The 15,262-nt window shown below is 50.0% G+C and carries 12 protein-coding genes and 1 other RNA gene; 1 reads left to right on the top strand and 12 read right to left on the bottom strand.

The genetic code is table 11. From position 1 onward, the window contains the following. Positions 1 to 7: 7 nt before the first annotated feature. A complete protein-coding gene (locus tag BUB73_RS06335) occupies positions 8 to 1,555 on the bottom strand; it encodes a glucuronyl esterase domain-containing protein (protein WP_088658638.1) in 1,548 nt (515 codons plus the stop codon). Positions 1,556 to 1,716: 161 nt separating this feature from the next. On the opposite strand from BUB73_RS06335, the gene BUB73_RS06340 reads away from it, so the two are divergent. Further along, the gene (locus BUB73_RS06340; protein WP_073234952.1) at positions 1,717 to 2,601 is read left to right on the top strand and encodes a phosphoribosylaminoimidazolesuccinocarboxamide synthase; all 885 of its coding nucleotides are present in this window, start codon (positions 1,717 to 1,719) and stop codon (positions 2,599 to 2,601) included. 481 nt (positions 2,602 to 3,082) lie between these two features. On the opposite strand, the gene BUB73_RS06345 is transcribed toward BUB73_RS06340, so the two are convergent. From BUB73_RS06345 to BUB73_RS06395, 11 genes are all read right to left on the bottom strand, one after another. After that, positions 3,083 to 3,892, bottom strand: a complete 810-nt coding sequence (locus BUB73_RS06345; protein WP_073284489.1) for a hypothetical protein — start codon at positions 3,890 to 3,892, stop codon at positions 3,083 to 3,085. 253 nt (positions 3,893 to 4,145) lie between these two features. Continuing rightward, positions 4,146 to 4,505: a transfer-messenger RNA gene (gene ssrA / locus BUB73_RS06350) on the bottom strand. A 175-nt stretch (positions 4,506 to 4,680) separates the two neighbouring features. Further along, the gene (locus tag BUB73_RS06355) at positions 4,681 to 5,742 is read right to left on the bottom strand and encodes an SDR family oxidoreductase (protein ID WP_073284492.1); all 1,062 of its coding nucleotides are present in this window, start codon (positions 5,740 to 5,742) and stop codon (positions 4,681 to 4,683) included. A gap of 133 nt (positions 5,743 to 5,875) precedes the next feature. Beyond that, the gene (locus BUB73_RS06360; RefSeq protein WP_073158214.1) at positions 5,876 to 7,051 is read right to left on the bottom strand and encodes an iron-containing alcohol dehydrogenase; all 1,176 of its coding nucleotides are present in this window, start codon (positions 7,049 to 7,051) and stop codon (positions 5,876 to 5,878) included. Between the two features lie 97 nt (positions 7,052 to 7,148). Beyond that, on the bottom strand, positions 7,149 to 8,300 hold the full coding sequence (locus BUB73_RS06365) for a histidine phosphatase family protein (RefSeq protein WP_139259132.1): 1,152 nt from the start codon (positions 8,298 to 8,300) through the stop codon (positions 7,149 to 7,151). A gap of 383 nt (positions 8,301 to 8,683) precedes the next feature. Beyond that, a complete protein-coding gene (locus tag BUB73_RS06370) occupies positions 8,684 to 9,565 on the bottom strand; it encodes a YicC/YloC family endoribonuclease (protein WP_073284498.1) in 882 nt (293 codons plus the stop codon). Positions 9,566 to 9,710: 145 nt separating this feature from the next. Beyond that, complete coding sequence (locus BUB73_RS06375) at positions 9,711 to 11,501, bottom strand: homoserine O-acetyltransferase MetX (protein ID WP_083538131.1); 1,791 nt, start codon at positions 11,499 to 11,501, stop codon at positions 9,711 to 9,713. Positions 11,502 to 11,552: 51 nt separating this feature from the next. Then, entirely contained in the window at positions 11,553 to 12,428 is an 876-nt protein-coding gene (locus BUB73_RS06380) for an NAD(+)/NADH kinase (RefSeq protein ID WP_073158203.1), read from the bottom strand. An 8-nt stretch (positions 12,429 to 12,436) separates the two neighbouring features. Next, complete coding sequence (locus BUB73_RS06385) at positions 12,437 to 13,813, bottom strand: 3-phosphoshikimate 1-carboxyvinyltransferase (protein WP_073158201.1); 1,377 nt, start codon at positions 13,811 to 13,813, stop codon at positions 12,437 to 12,439. After that, a complete protein-coding gene (locus tag BUB73_RS06390; RefSeq protein WP_073234928.1) occupies positions 13,813 to 14,952 on the bottom strand; it encodes a prephenate dehydrogenase/arogenate dehydrogenase family protein in 1,140 nt (379 codons plus the stop codon). Before BUB73_RS06390 ends, BUB73_RS06385 begins: the two co-directional genes overlap by 1 nt. A gap of 3 nt (positions 14,953 to 14,955) precedes the next feature. Then, the gene (locus BUB73_RS06395) at positions 14,956 to 15,210 is read right to left on the bottom strand and encodes a chorismate mutase (RefSeq protein ID WP_073158195.1); all 255 of its coding nucleotides are present in this window, start codon (positions 15,208 to 15,210) and stop codon (positions 14,956 to 14,958) included. Between the last annotated feature and the right edge of the window lie 52 nt (positions 15,211 to 15,262).

Genomic DNA, 15,262 nt, shown 5'->3' on the forward strand with positions numbered 1-15,262 from the left:
ATCCAAGCTAATTCAAGTCTGGAGTTTCCCAGTCGATCCACTCGGACTTATTCCACTTGATCAACTCAGAATTCTTGGTGTAGTCGATCTTACCGGTCTTGATACCTTCCTTACCAACCAGGAACTTGTTGATGAAGTCCTTGACTTCGTCAAACTGTCCATTAGGCAGTGCACAGTGAGCGTGGCCGCCTTCCTGACTATAGGTATAGTTGTCGCTTGCGCCAAGAGCGTCGTACACTTCCTTGGAAGCCTGGCCACAATAGTTGGAGGGAACTTCGCCAAGCCATTCCTGGCCGGCATTGTCAATGATCAGCAAGGGACGGGGAGCCACCATAGCCACAAGCATGTGCTGGTCGAAGGGCAGAGTGTTTTCGCGACCGTCGTAGTTCTTGAAGGTGGTCTTCATCCAGTTGCCTTCGGAACCGGCACTGTTCAGGCCCTGAACAAACTGCTTACCCTTCTGCTTATTGACCTGTGCGCCAACGCGCCAGAGGGAGGCGCCACCGGAACCGGATTCCTGGGGAATGGTGAGGGCGATACGGGTATCGAAGGCGCCAACGGCCAAAGCCCCCTTACCCCAGCGAGAACAACCGGTAATACCAAGACGCTTGACATCGATACCGGCTTCCGGATATTTTTCAAGAGCGTCAATCAAGCGGCTAACGCCCCATGCCCAGGCCATGATGGTACCGGCGCTGGCATTGGATCCGTAAATGTCGTAGAACTTGCCGCTTCCACGATTACTTTCGGGAGCCACGTTATCGGGGTTAAAAATAATCTGGGCAATATCAAGTCCATCGAGTGATTCTCCCAGACTTCCACAGGTATTGCCCATAAAGCCACCGCCAAAGCCAATCATGGCGGGCTTCGGATTATCCTTGGTACCGGCATTATCGATGACCACAGCAAAGGAAGCTGTATTTCCCTTGTCGCTTACGGTCACGTAAAATGTGCTTCCTGCAAGTTTGCCTTCCACCTTTTCAGGGTTACGAGGCTTGTCACCGTACATAATCTTTTCGTACATGGCGCCAATTTCTTCACGGCGGCACTTCCATTCAGCCTTGGTGGAAATTCGGGTACCAGCCAAAGTCTTAAACGGGTCAGGCAATTTAGCGTTTTTCAGGGAAGTGGGAATTTCACCAATGGTGCATTCACTACGGAAGTCTTCCTTGAATGCCGGGGTGTGTTCCACAGCGGGAGTGCTGGAACTAGACGATTCCTTGACCTCGGCAGAGCTAGAAGACTGTTCTTCTGCGGAACTTTTAGCATTTTCAGTTTCGCTTACAGAAGATTCTATTTCCTTTGCAGAACTTTTGGGAGATTCTTCCTTTGCGCTGGAGGAAGATTTCTTCTGCTGATTACCAACAGAGGAACTTGATGAATTTTTTGCAACGTCGGAACTAGCAGGTTTTTCGTCAGATGATTCGCTGGAAACGATGGTTTCTTCGCCATTTTCAGCCCCGGTGGAGGAGCTACCGTCATCAGAACAGGCGTTTAAACCTAGCAGGCCCAAAAAAGCCAGAGTAGACACAGCCAATATACTTTTCTTGTTCATACAAAAACCTTACGGTAGTACTTGATGGCCCAAAATTAGTTTTTTCCGCAATCTTGTCAAACAACATCCATGGTTTGTCTTAAGACATTTCAATTTTAAGGAGCAACTTAAGATTTTAATCACTAAACAAAAACCGGCCGTTTTACTAAATTATGGCTACTATGAGCTTAAAATTCGAAACCCCGATTACTGAAGTCCCGCTGTTCCACCAGGGAAAGGTACGTGACATGTACGACCTGGGCGACAGCTTCCTGATGGTTGCTAGCGACCGTCTTTCCGCCTTTGACGTGGTTCTCCCCACCCCCATTCCGGGTAAGGGCAAGATCCTGAACCAGCTCTCTCTGTTCTGGTTCAAGCAGCTTGGCATGAAGAATCACCTGATCACTGCAAACGTGGACGAATATCCGGAAGTGCTGAAGAAGCACGCCGACTACCTCCGCGGTCGCTCCATGATCGTGAAGAAGGCTCACCGTCATTCCGTGGAATGCATCGTCCGCGGTTACATCGTGGGTTCCGGCTGGAAGGATTATCAGAAGACTGGTCGCATTTGCGGTCATGTGCTCCCCTCCAACCTGCAGCTCTGCGACAAGCTTGAAAACGCTCTCTACACCCCCAGCACCAAGCCGGATGTAGGCCACGACGAAAACATCAGCTTCGAACAGACCTTCGAAATCGTTGGCGAAAAGGTTGCAACCGACCTGAAGAACATGTCTCTCGACATCTACACCAAGGCTCGCGACTACGCCGCATCCAAGGGCATCATCCTGGCAGACACCAAGTTCGAATTTGGCGAAATCGACGGCGAAACCGTTCTTATCGACGAAGTTCTGACTCCGGACTCCAGCCGCTACTGGCCTGCAGACAAGTACCAGGTCGGCAAGAACCAGGAAAGCTTCGACAAGCAGTACATCCGTGACTGGCTCGAAACCTTGGACTGGGGCAAGTGCTATCCGGGTCCCGAAATTCCGGCAGACGTGGTGAAGAACACCCTCGACAAGTACATCGAAATTTTTGTTAGACTCACAGGAAAACAGCCCGAACTCTAACAAAAATTTGTCCTGTTGAAAAATCAACAGGACGATCCCGGATCAAGTCCGGGATGACACGTACGTCTCACTGGCAAGCAGCCGAAACTGTAATTCCAGAAGTCAGGCCGAATCCAATCGGCATTGACTTATGAAAAAGATCTGTCACGACAGGTCTTTTTCTTTTTTGACGGGGACACGGATTAAACCTTGGGCCAACGATAATTTTACTAACCAAATTGAGTTTTTTGCACATTTGGTAGGTAGTATCCCAAACGCCTACTTACCAAACACTCCCTCCCCATAGATTTGGTTAGTAGTATTTTAGTTTATTCATAAAGGTTTTTATATCCAGTCAGGGAAAGATACTAACCAAAATTGATTTCCATTCTTTTTGGTTAGTAGTTTTATTTTCACCGGCACTCAGCACACTCCAAAAAAACGGATTTTTACTAATCAAACCAGGCTATTTCGCCAACTTAGTTAGTAAAAGCCCCCTTTTTCAAAGTAAAAAGCGCTTGATTAACCGTTCCGCATAAGCCGGAGTCATTGGATGGTTTAAATTTTCCACCGAAATAATCAAGTTTCGCCCCACATCAACCCCTTTGGAACTAAGTTTGACAACCTTGGAAACAAATCCCTGCACATAATCAGGTTTGTCCATCAAGCCGAAATGTTCCCACAAAAATTCCTCACGGGTTCGCATATTCAAGCAAGTAAAATCAGGATACCAGCAAGATTCCGCCCCCATATTTAGCGGACATTCGTAGCGAAACGGAACTCCAAGACGATTCAAAGTCTCTGCAATAATCGCTTCAGACTTTGACCGAACCCGAATTCCCGAAGAAGTCACCTGTTCAGCCGAATCTTCCAAAAACGCCTTCCCCTCATAAGGGACCGAAAGCCAACGCTCTGCAAAAGCATCCTCTTGCAACACAGCCGGTTCCACAAGCGACATCCTATCATGGCCCATCGATGAATAGATTTTTTCCAAAGTCGATGGATGATACCGTTTCCGAACAAGTTCAAGGACCTTGATTTCATCCAAAATCTCCTTCAACATTTGCTCATCATAGCGTTTCTGCGCAAGAGACCTCACCTGAGCAAGTTTCTCCTTTGAGATGTACTCGCCTTCCGATTTTTTATTTGATTTCACCCAAAAATATTGAACAGCTCCATTGCTTTTCCCAAGACGAAGCCTTCCCGCGGGGGCCCTCTTTAACTTTTTACGAAGACGTTCCGCATACAAATTCAATTCCGCCAAACGTTTTTCAACAGCCGGCAAAACACAATCAACAGAGAGTTGACTCATGAGTAAATTCCTTTTCCCCTAAAAAACTGTTAAAACATATAATAACAGTGAAATCAACGAGAATCCAGGAATACCATTCCTTACGTCGGGCTTCACATTCCAGCAGCAATATACACATCTAAAAAAAGATGTCAAGAGAGAACCCCATAACCGATTCATTATGCAACCGGCAAGCAGCCCGAGCTGTAATCTGCAAATCACCTAGCGCTGTTTGTATATGAAAAAGACCTCGCTTTTAAAGCGAGGCCTTTTTTAGTGGAGGTGAGGGGAGTCGAACCCCTGTCCAAGATTTCATCCCTGTCCATTCCTACAAGCTTTCCCTTCGCATTTGAGATCTCGTCTAATCCACGCCCAAGAAGGTCGGCGCGAACTTTGACCAGCCTAGTAAATCTCGGGAACTGCACCCAGGCATTACAGTCCCCCATCCCATATTGCGTCCGGACGTACTACCCAATGGGAGTGAGTCGAGGCCCGGCGTAGCCGCTAATTAGGCTGCGAGTGCGTAGTTTTCTTCAGCACTTATTTTTTTTCAGACTTTTTTACGGGTGCCCTCGTCTGAGACCCCGGCTTGCAACTAACACTTCAGTAACCCTGTCGAAACCAAAGCACCCCCAGGTGAGTGTCGCGAAAATGAACTTGTTCATTTTCATGACCGAGCCGCAGGTGCTACTGTCCAAAGGACAGAAAGCACCCCCGTTGGGGGACCCAGAGAGTTGAAGACCTCCTCTCAAGGTATCTCAAATATAGTAAAATATTCGCTTAAACGGGCATGCCAACCCTTGGCGCGGCTAGGACTTGCTTTGCAATATGCTTTTCTTCGTCCGTTCCATAGCCTCAATTACCTTGTCGCACCATTCGTCGAATTCCGGGTCCTCTTCCTGCAATTCCGGATGGGTCAGTACATTCTCGATGGTCTTGCGGATTCCCTGATCAAAGCGTGTGGTGGCGCAGAAACCAGGCACAGCCTTCTTCAGTTTGGAATTGTCGAAAACCACGGAATTGGCCTTGTCACCAAGGAGGCTTCCCGTAAAGTCATAGCCAAACGGGTCCCCCACAGCGGCCAGGAACTCAGATGCCACATGGACCGCCTTCAGTTCTACGCCCAGCACATTGGCAATGCTCTGGTACACCTGATTCCAAGTGACGGTTTCATCGCTGGTAATCTGGAAGCTTTCGCCGATGGCGTGAATGTTTCCCATCAGTCCCACGAAGCCCTTGGCGAAATCGCTGTTGTGGGTCATGGTCCAGAGGCTGGTTCCGTCTCCGTGAATAATTACAGGTTTACCTTCAAGTATGCGCTTGGCCACCTGCCAGCTTCCCTTCTTGCCGTGAACGCCCAGAGGAATCTTGCGTTCGTCGTAGGTATGGCTGGGGCGCACGATGGTAATGGGGAAACCTTCTTCGCGGTACATTTTCATCAGGTACTCCTCCCCCGCAATCTTGTTACGGGAGTATTCCCAGTAAGGATTAGCCAAGGGAGTTCCCTCGTTAATGCGGTAGTCAGAAAGAGGCTTCTGGTAGGCACTGGCGGAACTGATGTACATGAACTGCTTGGTCTTGTTCTTGAACAGTCGGTAGTCACGTTCCAGGGCGCTGTAATGGAAGGCAATAAAATCGCAAACCACATCGAACTGCAAGTCCGCAATTTTAGAAGCCACTTCAGCTTCATCGTAAATGTCAGCGGTAATCTGCTTTATTGCGGGAGTTCCGTCCGCCAACACAGCCATAGGCAAATCCGCGGCGTTTCTATTTCCGCGATTCAGCAAATAGATTTCCCATCCCAGTTCTACAGCCAGGCGAGTAATGGCCATGCTGATGGTCCCCGTTCCGCCAATAAAAAGTGCACGCATAATATGAGTTTGTTAAAGTTCAGGTGAGAGGTCGCTCCCCTTACAGGGGAGCTTTGGGGTATGAGGTATCTATGGAGAAAATTTGCCTCATACCTCTAGGCACGAAGTGCCGACCTCATACCTCACAGCTAAATTAAACTGTTGCCTTGGCGGCAATCTGATAAACCTTAGTCACGTCGTCGGCATTCAGCGGCTTAAAGCCCCAGCCATTACCCGGATTCAGCTTACGCACCATTTCGGGAATGTCTTCTTCCTTGGCGCCAAGTTCAGCAAAGTTGATGGGCATGCCGATGCTCTTGAGGAAACTGCGGAATGCGCGAATACCTGCGCGAGCCGTTTCTTCGGGCTTTTCGAAATTCATGGCGCAGCCGAATACGCGAGTAGCCATCTGGCAGAAACGCATCACATTGTGGTCCATGACGTATTCCATCCAGGAGGGCATAATGACAGCAAGACCTGCACCGTGGGCGCAGTCATACATGCCAGAAAGTTCATGTTCGATGGCGTGGCTGTTCCAGTCCTGACCGCGGCCAACACCGACGATATTGTTATGAGCCACCATGCCTGCCCACATGATGTTGGCGCGGGCTTCGTAGTTGTTGGGGTCAGCAATAACGCGGGGAGTTTCCTTCACCATGGTCATGAGAACCGCTTCGCAAAGACGGTCGGTAACTTCCACTTCGGTAGTGTTGGTGAAGTAACGTTCAAAAACGTGAGCCATGATATCGGTTGCACCGCAGGCAGTCTGATAGGCCGGCAATGTGCAAGTGAGAGCCGGGTTCAGCACAGAAAAACGGGGACGGATGCAATCGCCACCGGCACCGCGCTTCAGCATGCCATCTTCCTTGGTTATGACGGAGTCGCCGGAACCTTCGGAACCTGCAGCGGCAATGGTCAGCACTGTACCCACCGGCAAGGCAACAGCCGGAGCGGCCTTTCCGCAATAGAAATCCCAGAAGTCCCCTTCGTAGGGAACGCCCATGGCAATAGCCTTGGCGCTATCGATAGAAGATCCGCCACCTACAGCGAGAATAAAGTCAATTCCTTCCTTGCGGCAAATTTCAATGCCTTCGTAGACCTTGGTATCCAGCGGATTAGGGTGAACTCCACCCAGTTCTACGAAAGGAACGCCTGCGGCATCGAGGCTTGCCTTAACGCGGTCAATCAATCCGGAACGAACGGCAGAACCGCCACCGAAATGAAGCAAGACCTTGGAGCCGCCATGCTTTTTTACCAATGCACCGCATTCATTTTCGCGGTCGCGGCCAAATACAAATTCCGTAGGACTATAAAAGTTGAAATTTTCCATTAGGACCCAATCCCTGTTAAAGTTTTTATAAAAAATACCCTTTTCTTTAAAGAAAAGGGCAATTTCATCAAGTAATTTTGTTCACAAAAGAAACCAGCTATTCCATGGTCCCCTTGCTCCTGCCGCAAACGGGAATAACGCGGACCTCATTCTTGTCGTTGACTATAAAGGCGACACCAGCCAGGTAATTAATCCACTGCTTATTGCTTTGGGTTTCATAAAAACGCAAATTCAGCTGTCGATCTGTAGCCCATGCCACCAGAGGAACCACCAGCAGGTCATGGGAAATGGCCACGTTCAGCTTGCTCATGCTATCGTAATCCCCGGCCAGCAAATTCTGCAGTTCCACCATCTTTTCGTTGAGATCGTAGAACACGCCCGTGTAGCCCCCGGAATAGGCCCAGCGAGAGAAGACAATCCAACTGCTGACATCGCCTTTCTTCTGCACATACAGTTCCTCATCCTTGATCAGCCAGGAATCCTTCAATTCAGCCAAGGTGTCGTTTTCGAAGGAAGACAAGCCCATCCCCTCAGCAATGTAGGCACAAGTTTCATAGGAACGTTTGATCTCGGTATTATAGAAATGGACGTCCGTAAAGTTCTTCAGTTTTTGACCAAATTCTCGAGACTGATTCATGCCGTTATCGTTCAGACCACCCGACGCAGAATAGTCATTGCCTCGTTCGGCGTGGCGCAAGATCAAGGTTGCCTTTTCATTATCCTTCAGGCTTTCAAGAACGTCCTCGACGCGAACAAAATACGCCATGGGAGCCTGAGCCTTTACATAAAGTGTATCCTTCTGGACAACAGTGTCAATGGAATAGATGGTATCCTTGCTAAAAATGGAATCCAGAACCACCAAGGTATCCAGCTGATAAAGGGTATCCACATGGAAAACGGAATCCAGCCGAACCAAGGTGTCGTAAACCACCAATGTGTCGGATGCAACCACCAGAGTATCGTTATTGACAAGGGTATCCTTTACAACAAGAGTGTCCTTAACGACTAAGGTATCATTTACAACTAAAGTGTCCTTGACGACCAACGTATCTTTCAAGGTTTCGCCAGGCATTTCCTTGACAACAAGGGTGTCCCTGATGACCAAGGTGTCCACTCGAGAAACGGGAATGGTTTCGGGATCCACCGTTTCAACAACTTCTGTTGTATCAAGGCAGGCGGAAAAAAGCATTGCGGTCAGAGAGAACGCGCCGGCGGTCAACGCAGAACGAATCGTGGGGATATATTTCACAGAATCCTCATGAATTTGATGGTGCTTAAAACCAAAACACGGATAAAATTTAATTCTTATTACTAAAAAATTACAGAGTTGAATCCAAATAAAAAAATAAAGTGTGTAAAAAGCAGTAAGTACCGCAAACAAAAAAGGGTTGGACACCTTACGGTATCCAACCCAGGGGGGTTAGGAGGAGCTCTTTAATGCAATCATTTAGCAAAAAATCTTTTGAACTTAGTCTAAAAACGTCATACGACGCAACTTGTTCCTTCTTCGTTCTTAAATATAGAACAGGAATTCAATTTTGGGGAAGATAACCCGCAAATTTCCCATAATTTATAGTAAAAAAAACTTCAGGATCACTCCTGAAGCTCTATTTTGCTCAAAAAATGTTCTGCTTAGGCGATATTGAGAGACTGTTCGCGGATGCATTCCACTTCGTTCTTCAGTTCAATAGCGAGAGCGGCAATTTCAGCATCCTGGCACTTGGTCCCCAAAGTGTTTGCTTCGCGGCCCATTTCCTGAAGGATAAAGCCAAGGTTCTTTCCCTGGGCGCCACCTTCCTTGAGGGCGTTCAGGAACAACTTGTTATGACTCTTGAAGCGGGTGATTTCTTCCTTGATGTCCAACTTGTCTGCCATGATGCAGGCTTCCTGCAGCAGACGGACTTCGTCGATTTCGGAATCCTTCAGAAGCACGTTGATGCGGTCGCGGAACTTGACCTTCCAGTTTTCGATGCGCTTGGGATCCAGCACTTCAACCTTTTCGAGAACGGCATTCAGATGGTCCACGCGGTTTGTCAAGTCGGCTGCCAGGTTAGCACCTTCCTTGGCACGCATTTCGTTCACCTTGTCCAGGGCCTTGTTCAGTTCGTCGGCCAAGTGCTTTTCAAGAGCTTCGGTATCGGCACCGCTGTCGGTAAACTGCAGAACTTCAGGCAGGGCCATGATGTTTTCCAGTTTGATATCACCGGCAATTCCAAATTTGGTCTGCATTGCCTTTGTGATTTCCACAAACTTCGCAATGGCCTGTTCGTTGTAGGAAACGGGAACATTACCGCCAGTGCCTGCACCAAGAGTAACGCTAAAGATCACAGAACCGCGAACCAGCTTTTCCTTGATCTGATTCTTGAAGGAATTTTCAAGATAAGCCAAGTTCTTGGGAAGTTTGCAGCTGATGTCCAAAAAACGGTTATTCACGCTACGAACTTCAATCACACAAGGTGCGCCCTGGAACATGGACTCACTCTTGCCAAAACCAGTCATCGATAAAATAGCCATAATTAGTACCGAGCTCGTGCTTCGCACTTTCAGGAAAGAGGTCGCTCGCACAGCTCGCTTTGAGGTTAAACAATTGACGCTTACGCGTTTTTATAATTTTGCGCCTACGGCGCCATTCTCCAGCTCAGAACTCACGCCTCACAACTCACTGCTTACTTACCATTGCAATTACGTGTTCGGCGCCGAAGTTCTTGAGGCCAACGGCGGTCAGGAACTTGCTAAGGCACTGTTCATTCTGGAACGCCATCTTCTCGATCTTAAGGCCTTCCTTTTCGCAAAGGGTGTAGAAATCCTTAACGGTGAGCAAACGAATGTTGGGTGTGTTGTACCATTCGTAAGGCAGTTCCTTGGACTTGGGCATACGACCGTGGAGCATCAGGGAACCGCGGGCAGACCAATGACCGAAATTGGGGAAAGTCACGATAACGCGCTTGGCCACGCGGAGGATTTCGCTGAGCAAGGCCACCGGGTCGCGAATTTCCTGGATGGTGCGGTTGATAATGGCGTAGTCATAGCTGTCGCTTTCAATATCAGAAATACCGCGTTCATCCAAATCGCGCTGGACCACGGGGACGTCGTTTTCCAGACAGTCCATAATGTCCTTCATGCGCTTTTCGATACCAAGGCCAATCACATTCTTGGTACGGCGGAGGTAATCGATCAAGTCGCCGCTACCGCAACCAAGGTCCAGCACGCGGCTATTTTCCTTGACCATGGAACCCAGCAGTTCAAAATCCTTCTGGTCGTGGAAAACAGGAATGGTCTGCTTGCCAGTCAAGGCTCCATACTTGCTATCCAGGAATCGGCCTACAGCCTTGCCCAGATCTTCATCTTCGATGAGGAAGCCATCGTGACCGAACAGCGTATCCAATTCAAGGCTAGTCACGACCTTGCGATCGTTCAGCAAGGCGCTCGTAATACGGCGGGATTCGTGGGGCGGGAACAACCAGTCCGTAGAAAGGTTCACGTTCAGCACTTCGGCCTGCACATTCTCAAAAGCCTTTTCCAGGGAACCGTATTCCGTTTCCAGGTCGAAGCTATCGGTTGCATGGGCAATATGCAGGTAGCTGTTGGCATCGAAGCGGTCCACAAACTTCGCACCCTGGTAGCGCAGGTAGCTTTCCAGCGGCAGATCCAGGTCAAAGGGAGTGCTGTAAGTAATGGCGTGATTCTTGTGCTCATGATCCTGGGCGCGCTTGAACTTCTTTTCCATTCCTACGGCACTGAGGTAGGTAATGTGAGCCAGCTTGCGGGCATTGGAAAGTCCGACGTCCGGGTGAGCGGATTCATAATAATCGCCATTGTTGTAATTGGGGTCCTGGGTAATCACGTCGCGGGCCACAATTTCAAAACCGAGAGCCTGGCTGCTAAAACGGGGAGACGTTGCAATCAGAACACAACGCTTTACCAGTTCAGGATAGTAGATCGCCCACTTCATGGCCTGGAAGCCACCCATGGAACCGCCAATGACGCAGTAAAGTTCCTTGACTCCCAAATAGTCAGCCAGTTCCTTCTGGGCGTGGACCATGTCGCCGATGGTAATGGTGGGGAAAGTGCTGCCGTAGGGCTTGCCGGTGCGAGGATTGATACTTGCGGGGCCAGTGGAGCCCTTGCAGCCACCCAGAATGTTGCTGCACACAACAAAGAAACGATCCGTATCCACAGGCTTACCCGGGCCAATGAGAGCATCCCACCAACCGGGCTTCTTATCTTCGGGGGAATAATAACCGGCCACGTGGGCATCGGCGGTCAGCGGAGAGGTGACCCAAACGGTATTATTCTTTTCGGCATTCAACTTGCCGTAAGTTTCGTAACGAATTTCCAAAGCAGGAAGAGTCTTGCCATTCTCAAGCAAAAAACCTTGATCCCCATAATCCTTATTAAAAGTCTGGGGAACAACCGGGCAAAGACTACCATTATGCAAAGATTCACTCATATGCATAAATATAGAAAAGCGGTAGGAAAATTTTATTTATCTAGAAAAACCTTAGGCTTTCTTGGGAGAGCCTGTCCAACCCAGCTTTTCGCGGAGAGCGCCCACGAAACCCGTATGACGCATGCGGAGGAAGGTGGTAAAGGATTTGCTCTGAGTCAGAACGACATAATCATCCGGTTCCAGGGGAATACAGGTGCGGCCATCGAAAACCAAGTCCAGGGTCTTGCCTGCGGCCGGACGCAGCACCAGTTTTTTATCTGTAAGAGACATGACCAGCGGACGTACCGAAAGGCTACCGGGAGCCACAGGAGTCAGCACCACGGCATATGTGGCCGGATGGATAATGGGGCCACCTGCCGCAAGGTTGTATGCAGTGGAGCCTGTGGGAGTCGAAACCAGCAGGGAGTCGGCCCAGTATTCCGTATAGTCGGTACCATTGTATTCCACGTTCACATTCACCATACGTTCGGGAGCGTGGGCGCGGAAATGGACTTCGTTCAAGACGGTTTGCTTGGCAATGCACTTCTTACCGTGATACACAGAAGCGTCGATCATCATGCGGTCGCGGGTAGAATACACCCCGGCCAGCAAGTCATCCAGGGTCTGGGAAAGGCATTTGACGCGGGTCTCGGCAAGGAACCCGACGCGGCCAGCGTTCACACCCAGAATGGGAATGTTATGACCAAGAGCCATATGGGCCGCCGAAAGCACGGTACCGTCACCGCCAATGGCCAAAAGCAAGTCGGACTTCAGCAAGGCCTTTTCAGAAACAACCTTTACAGGAGCGCGAACCAGTTCCTTCAGGTTTTCAAGAGCCAGGAACTTGACTTCGGGGTGTTCACTCCCCCATGCGTGAATCTGCTTCAGCGCAAGAGCCAGGTCCGTACTCTTTTCTTTCCAAGCGATAATGCCGATAGTCTTGAACATAAAACACCTTACTTGGTTTCTGCCTCAGGCTTCTTGTTAGCTTCTTCGATAACGCGGTTCAACTTTTCGAGAACGCCAGGATAAGCCGTTTCAATCACGTCGCTATTAGCCACCGGTTCATCGTTCTGCAAGGCCAGCGAAAGAACGCTCAAGGCCAAGCCATTCTGAGGAACGTCTCCGCCGTCAAAGTCAGAACCGTTCACGATGGTTTCTAGACCGCGGATTACCAGGCCGTCATCGTAAACGCCAACTTCGGCACCGGTCTTACGGAGGTTTTCAGCCAGCTTTTCGTTAACGGGGCGCATCTGCTTGCGGACTTCCTTAGGCAGACGCAAAATGGTTTCGCCTTCGGCATAGCAAGCCGCCACCGCCAAGAAGGGAAATTCCTCAAGCCCCGTGGCAATCACATCTTCAGAAAAACGACGTCCCTGCAAGCGCTTGCCAGAAGCCAGCGTAAAGATTTCGATGTCACCGTACACGTCACCATAACGTTCGCGACGGCTGGTCACTTCGTAGCTTGCGCCCATGCGTTTCAGGCAGGTCAATGCCCCGGCGCGAGACGAATTCAATTCCACGTTCTTCAAAACAATTTGCGTGTTCTTGGGGAGCGTACCAATAGTCGCCAGCAAAATAAAGGCAATGGCCTCGGTGGAATCGCCGGGCACAAAATAATCGCGACCCGTAATCACCTTGGTCTCGGAAAGTTCCGTAAACTGGGTGCGTTCAATCTTCTGACCGCGGGCCATCATCATACGACGTTCCAGTTCGGTCAGCTGTTCCATGCCGCGGGTTTCGTACTTCAGGTTCACGCCAAAGTACATGAGCATCTTGGTCCACTGATCGTGAACCGTACCCTTTTCTTCGAAAGTGGTATAGTCGTTGCGGATCAAGGCGCGAAGCAGCAAGCGGTTGCGCATGGGGTAAGTAAAATTCCCCAGGGAATCCTTCTTGGCTACAATTTCGTCGGCGCAGAAGGTGAATACGAACTTGGCGGGTTCATCGGTAACGGGCTTTACCTTGAAATACTTCTGCAGCGTTTCCTTGGCAGAAGCCACCTGGGCAATACCGGCCTCGTCAGCTTCGGCAGCAAAGGTGTAAATCTGTTCTGCATCCTTAGAAGCTAACGTCCAAAGAAGAACGTTGGCGTCTTCGGCAAAATCCATAGGCAGCATGGAGGGCAGACTGTACTGAAAGCCCTTGCCTTCAAGAACCAGCTGGTGGCCCTGCTGTTCGTAGTTCAGTCCGAATTCCTTAAGGGCTTGTGCAAATTTTTCGGAGCCTGCGGCCCAGGCGAAGTCTTCCAGAACGGTACGGCCATTTACCAAGAGGGCCATCACCAGAGTGAGCTCCATGCGCTCGCGGTCGGGGTTCAGCAAAAATTCCATTAGCGTTCCTTAACGTCGTAATCCAAGGCGGTAAGAATTTGAATAGCGCGGCGGGCTTCGTCGGGCGTCTTGAAAGCCAGAAGCAAAGTACCGGCCACGTTTTCGCGGACTTTCATCAGTTCGATATCGCGGATATTCAGCCCCCATTCGGCCAAGGGCTTCAACACGCTGAGCAAGGCACCGGGTTCATCCTTCAGGGGAACCGTAATTTCGGAGAAGGCGGCGGCAGCATTGCGGCCAGGAGCAAACAGGCTGGCGCGACCATCGTTTCCGGCCTTAAAGATGGACTCCAGATTTTCGGAGCAGTCGGCAGCGGCGGGAGTTCCGTCAGAAACCACCTGCAAGCTATCCATGGCGGCGATAGTCTTGTCGAGGCCGTCGCGGACTTCGCGGAGGGCAAGCGCCGTTTCGTTGCGGTTGGTAACGGCGATGTCATGCCACATGTTCCAGCCGCTGGCTGCAATACGGGTCATGTCCCTAAAGGCGCGTCCGGCGTAATGCTGGTAGTTGTACTTGAGCAGACGTTCCGGCATGCTGGCAGCCAATGTGGAGCTGAGCATCTGGGGCATATGGCTAACCCAGGCCATGGTACGGTCGTGATGTTCCGGCGGGAACACAACGGAATGGGCACCCACAAAAGAAATCAGCTGAAGCAAGTCGGCATAGGCGGATTCTTCGACACCATCGGGCGGACACACAAACCAGTATGCGTTCTCGAAAATGCTGGGATCATTATATTCCATGGTGCGCTTCTCGGAACCGGCCATGGGGTGACTTCCCACAAAACAGAAAGGTTCAGGCAGCTTGGCACCCGCCTTGCAAATTTCAACCTTGGTGCTGCCAATGTCGCTGACCAGAATCTTCTTATGGCCGGCCGGCAACTGCACCTTAGAAAGAGCGTCGATAGTCTTCAGAATGTGAAGAATGGGGCTGCACAGCAAAATCAAGTCAGAGCCTTCGGCCCAGGATGCGGTATCATCGTAACCGAAAAATTCATCGGCCAACTTTACTTCGCGGGCGCGTTCCAAAGTAGAGGGGGAACTGACGGCACGAACGATAGTGGGCAACTTCGCCTGCTTAATGGCTGCGGCAACGGAACTGGCCAGCAAACCAAAACCAACGAGAGTAATGCGTTGCATTTTTTAGTCCTCAACCTTGCGGGTCTCTTCCATAATCACCTGGAAGATTCTCTTGATGGAATCAGAAGAAAGGGGGCCTTCGGTCATAGAGCCCACACGGTCCAAAACGGCCTGTTCACGAGAAGCATCCAGAACGGGCAAGCCCAATTCCTTTTTCAGTTTGCCAATCTCGGTTGCATAGGTGGCACGCTTATTCAGAAGAGCAATCAGCTCTCCGTTCAATTCATCAATACGATTACGCCAATCTTCAATCTTCATATAGAAGAATGTAGAAAATCTCCCCTTGAATATTTGGTGTAATCAAGAGGAG

Origin of the sequence: Fibrobacter sp. UWH6, assembly GCF_900142465.1 — a bacterium.
In the GTDB taxonomy this organism is placed as follows: Bacteria; Fibrobacterota; Fibrobacteria; order Fibrobacterales; family Fibrobacteraceae; genus Fibrobacter.

Excerpts from the sequence above, each read along its gene's own strand:
- BUB73_RS06380 (WP_073158203.1), bottom strand. The coding sequence starts at position 12,428 with ATGTTCAAGACTATCGGCATTATCGCTTGGAAAGAAAAGAGTACGGAC.
- BUB73_RS06345 (WP_073284489.1), bottom strand. The coding sequence starts at position 3,892 with ATGAGTCAACTCTCTGTTGATTGTGTTTTGCCGGCTGTTGAAAAACGT.
- BUB73_RS06375 (WP_083538131.1), bottom strand. The coding sequence starts at position 11,501 with ATGAGTGAATCTTTGCATAATGGTAGTCTTTGCCCGGTTGTTCCCCAG.
- BUB73_RS06395 (WP_073158195.1), bottom strand. The coding sequence starts at position 15,210 with ATGAAGATTGAAGATTGGCGTAATCGTATTGATGAATTGAACGGAGAG.
- BUB73_RS06335 (WP_088658638.1), bottom strand. The coding sequence starts at position 1,555 with ATGAACAAGAAAAGTATATTGGCTGTGTCTACTCTGGCTTTTTTGGGC.
- BUB73_RS06355 (WP_073284492.1), bottom strand. The coding sequence starts at position 5,742 with ATGCGTGCACTTTTTATTGGCGGAACGGGGACCATCAGCATGGCCATT.
- BUB73_RS06360 (WP_073158214.1), bottom strand. The coding sequence starts at position 7,051 with ATGGAAAATTTCAACTTTTATAGTCCTACGGAATTTGTATTTGGCCGC.
- BUB73_RS06390 (WP_073234928.1), bottom strand. The coding sequence starts at position 14,952 with ATGCAACGCATTACTCTCGTTGGTTTTGGTTTGCTGGCCAGTTCCGTT.
- BUB73_RS06385 (WP_073158201.1), bottom strand. The coding sequence starts at position 13,813 with ATGGAATTTTTGCTGAACCCCGACCGCGAGCGCATGGAGCTCACTCTG.
- BUB73_RS06340 (WP_073234952.1), top strand. The coding sequence starts at position 1,717 with ATGAGCTTAAAATTCGAAACCCCGATTACTGAAGTCCCGCTGTTCCAC.
- BUB73_RS06370 (WP_073284498.1), bottom strand. The coding sequence starts at position 9,565 with ATGGCTATTTTATCGATGACTGGTTTTGGCAAGAGTGAGTCCATGTTC.